This window comes from Bradyrhizobium sp. (assembly GCF_049581145.1).
Classification (GTDB): domain Bacteria; phylum Pseudomonadota; class Alphaproteobacteria; order Rhizobiales; family Xanthobacteraceae; genus Bradyrhizobium.
In genome coordinates this window covers 1-3,479 of record NZ_JBAURI010000809.1, presented here as the reverse complement: position 1 = coordinate 3,479, position 3,479 = coordinate 1, and the positions used below count along the sequence as shown (strand labels likewise).

The window sequence follows — 3,479 nt, the reverse complement described above, 5'->3', positions numbered from 1 at the left end:
TGGGAAAGGTCGAATTTTCGGCGGCTACGCGACTAACATGCAATGATAGTTACTGCGGAAAAGAGCCGTTCTCTCCTCCTCCGAGCGATGCAATAGTCCTTCATGAGCTTGGTCACCCCGATCGAAGCCGCCCGATATATCGTCACAGCTACGAAATAACGCAAAATTCGGCTACGGCTGGTGACCGCGTGATTGGTCATTTCAACTACGGCGTACTTTTCGTTCCTACATGGTCGCCGCTTTTCATAGCCGGTTGCTATCTAATAGATGGCCCCGAATCGAGGTGGGATTGCACTGTCACACCTGAAACGCGACGCGTTTCTTACGGCGAGACTGGATCAAGCCAAGAGAGCCCCGACCCCGTAATCGCAAACATAGCGAATATGCTCGGTCTTCAGAACGAGCATTGAGGTATCCCAAAAGGCGTAGTGCAAAGTCGTAGGCGGTCGAAGTTCGGCCGATTGGAGCGCATCGCGGGCTGACGCTTCATGGCGCCACAGCGAAACTATAGTGCCCATCTTCATCGGCCGTGGCGCGCCACAGTACTCCACAGCACGCCGGAACACCGATAGCCGTAGCCCGCAGCTCACTTTCGCATCCTGATCGGATCCGGGCACTGCCTGTCGATGCAGTCGAGGTGTAGCCTGGGCGCCATGAAGCAGCCAATCGTTTCGCGCAAATCTGACGTAATGGGCGGCACCGCCGTGTTCCACGGGACCAGGGTCCCGTGGAAACCCTGCTCGATTGTCTTGAAGCAGGCGAATCAATCGATGATTTTCTCGAAGGGTTCCCGTCCGTAACGCGTGAGCACGTCATCGCCTTCTTGGAGGAAGCGAAGGACCGAGCGATCGGCGTCGTGGAGGTCCTGCTCGACGAGTGCGTCGACTGACGCTTGGCGCGTGATCGTGATATCGTCGGTCACGACGTCAAAATCGCTCGTCAAATGGGCTGGGCGGCCATCAAGAATGGCGAGCTACTGGTGCTTGCCGAGCAGCAGTGACGTGTTCGTAACGGTCGATCGAAACCTCTCCTTCCAATAGAACCTCGCAGCTCGCTCGATCGCCGTCGTTGTGCTTCACGCAAGGACGAATCGGCTTGCCGTTCTGATGGTCTTGGAAGCGGCCGATTACGGCTGATGACACGGCCACCATGCCTAACGTCGTGGCCGAGGTGCTCAGGCTCATGGCCGCGCCTAGTTCAGCCTTGCCAGGAACGCGTTGATCGCCTCGGCTGCCTGTTTTGGCTGCTGGCACATCCACCAATGACCGGCCCCATCCAAGACCGCGACCTTGGCCCCGGCGCGCCCGGCAGAACGGCGCGCGAGCGTCTCGCCGCCGCAATAGGAATCTTCCGTCGCGATCAGCGCCAAGCCCGGTCTGGCGGCTGCCCGGGATAACCCGGCTCCGAGATCGCGCATCACCGGCTGAGCGGCCGATCTGTACAGCGCCAGGATTGCCCGACCCATGTCGCTGTTCGCACCCGCAGCCACTTTTTGGGCAATCGCTGAGGTCATGCCCAGGCTTTCGTACCGCTGGGCGCGAGCCTCGGCCGGCAGACCGAGCATCTGCGCGACCGCCTGCTCGCCGATGTCCGGCGTCTGCCAGACCTGCGCCATGTCGTGCCAGACGTAATCCGCGTCGAAGCACCCCAAAATGTCGCTGATCCAAGATCGTATCAGGGCTGGACGCTCCATCGCAATCCGGATGACGTGGCCTCCGCCCCAGTCATGCCCCACGAGATCGATCGGTTGTGCCAACGTCCCGAGTTCGCCGGCGAGCCAGTCGCGATAAGCGTCAGTGGAACAATCAAAGCCGGGAGGGATGGCGGAGCCAAATCCGGGTGGAGACAGACGAACGACGTCATCGGCGCTGAGATGCGGGACGAGATCGTCCCAGATCGCCTGCGTTTCAGGATTTCCGTGAACGAGAACGATGGTCATCCAGGCTTCTCCCCAAAAGAAGAGTTGTTGCGCACGCCAGAGCGCATCAGGACTCGACCGTCATCTCAGTCTGCTCGGCGATGACGACACGGCGGTGAAACTCCGCTCCGACCCGATCAATCATCCGTCAGACGCGCAAAAACCTCCAGGTCAAAAACCTCCATGTCATTTTCGCTGATCCCGCATATCGCGGACCCTCATGCGGGCCACGGGAGGCGCGAGCGGGAGCGACGGGCGACGGCGCATCAGGGCCCGAACTGCTCGCGCAGGATGCGTTCCTCGAGGCCGTGGCCGGGGTCGAACAGCATCCGCATCGAGATGGTGCGGTCGGACAGCACCTCGACGCGGCGGACGTCGCGCACCTCGTCGTGATCGGCGGCGGCCGCGACCGGACGCTTGTCGGCCTCGAGCACCTCGATGGTCACATAGGCCGTGTTCGGCAACAGCGCGCCGGGCCAGCGGCGGGGCCGGAACGCGCTGATCGGCGTTATCGCCAGCAGCGCGGCGTTGATCGGGATGATCGGGCCCTGCACCGATAGATTATAGGCGGTCGATCCGGCCGGCGTCGCCACCAGCACGCCGTCGGCGATCAGGTCGTGCATGCGTTCCTGCTCGTCGATCAGGATGCGCAGGCGCGCCGCCTGGTTGGTCTGCCGGAACAGCGCGACTTCATTGATGGCATGGTGAATGTGGATCACCTCGGCCATGTCGGTCGCGCGCATCAGAAGCGGATTGATCAGGGATTCCCGTGCGGCGGCGAGCCGGGCGTGCAGATCGTGGATCGAGAACTCGTTCATCAGGAAACCGACCGTGCCGCGGTGCATGCCGTAGATCGGCTTGCCCGTGCGCATATGCTCGTGCAGCGTCTGCAGCATCAACCCGTCGCCGCCGAGCGCCACCACGACATCGGCTTCCGCGGGGTCGCCATTGCCGTACATCGCGGTGAGCTGGGCGAGGGCGGCTTGCGCCTCGGTGCCCGCGCTCGCGACAAAGGCGATGCGTTCGTAACGCTTGGGCGTGGACATGAAGCACTCGCGGCTGACGGCTGGCAATTTGACGTTACCGGGTCGTGTATACGACCTCGGCCCCGTTTGTCGAGACGACGCCGCAGCGCGGCAACAGACCCGGCAGGGCGCTGGATGCCGCCTGCCGAACGTCCGGCAAATTCCCGGTTCGGCATCACCGCGGACCGGCCGGCGCAACCGCTGCGGCCGATGCCGCAATGGTGATCGTTTTCACGCCGCATTCAGCCGCATTGGGTTGCAAAGTCCGAACCCGCTGGTTGCCGATAACGCCAGCCTGTCGCAATTTCACATTGGATCCGCAGGCTGCCGCCGCGGTGTGGACACGGCGTCATAAGCATGCCCTTCGCGAAGCCGGGAGATGATAAATCATGACCATGACTTTGCCGGTGCCGCGTCGCATCGGCTTCGTGCCGCTCTTCATCCTCGCCTTTGCCGCGGTTGTGTTCGCCGCCCATGCGCACGCCCAGGAAACGCCCGAACAAACCTCGGCCGCAACCGCGCCGCCGGGCCAGAAG

At 62.5% G+C, this 3,479-nt stretch carries 3 protein-coding genes; 1 reads left to right on the top strand and 2 read right to left on the bottom strand.

The features are described from left to right. Window positions 1–727 precede the first annotated feature (727 nt). The gene (locus WCB02_RS26470; RefSeq protein ID WP_423962715.1) at window positions 728–889 is read left to right on the top strand and encodes a DUF433 domain-containing protein; all 162 of its coding nucleotides are present in this window, start codon (window positions 728–730) and stop codon (window positions 887–889) included. A 303-nt stretch (window positions 890–1,192) separates the two neighbouring features. On the opposite strand, the gene WCB02_RS26465 is transcribed toward WCB02_RS26470, so the two are convergent. Beyond that, a complete protein-coding gene (locus tag WCB02_RS26465; RefSeq protein ID WP_423962714.1) occupies window positions 1,193–1,939 on the bottom strand; it encodes an alpha/beta fold hydrolase in 747 nt (248 codons plus the stop codon). 245 nt (window positions 1,940–2,184) lie between these two features. Next, window positions 2,185–2,964: an NAD kinase gene (locus WCB02_RS26460; protein ID WP_423962713.1), complete on the bottom strand. Its 780-nt coding sequence runs from the start codon at window positions 2,962–2,964 to the stop codon at window positions 2,185–2,187. Window positions 2,965–3,479: the final 515 nt, after the last annotated feature.

Bases quoted from the DNA above. Each gene is read 5' to 3' on its own strand.
- WCB02_RS26460 (WP_423962713.1), bottom strand. From the start codon at position 2,964: ATGTCCACGCCCAAGCGTTACGAACGCATCGCCTTTGTCGCGAGCGCG.
- WCB02_RS26465 (WP_423962714.1), bottom strand. From the start codon at position 1,939: ATGACCATCGTTCTCGTTCACGGAAATCCTGAAACGCAGGCGATCTGG.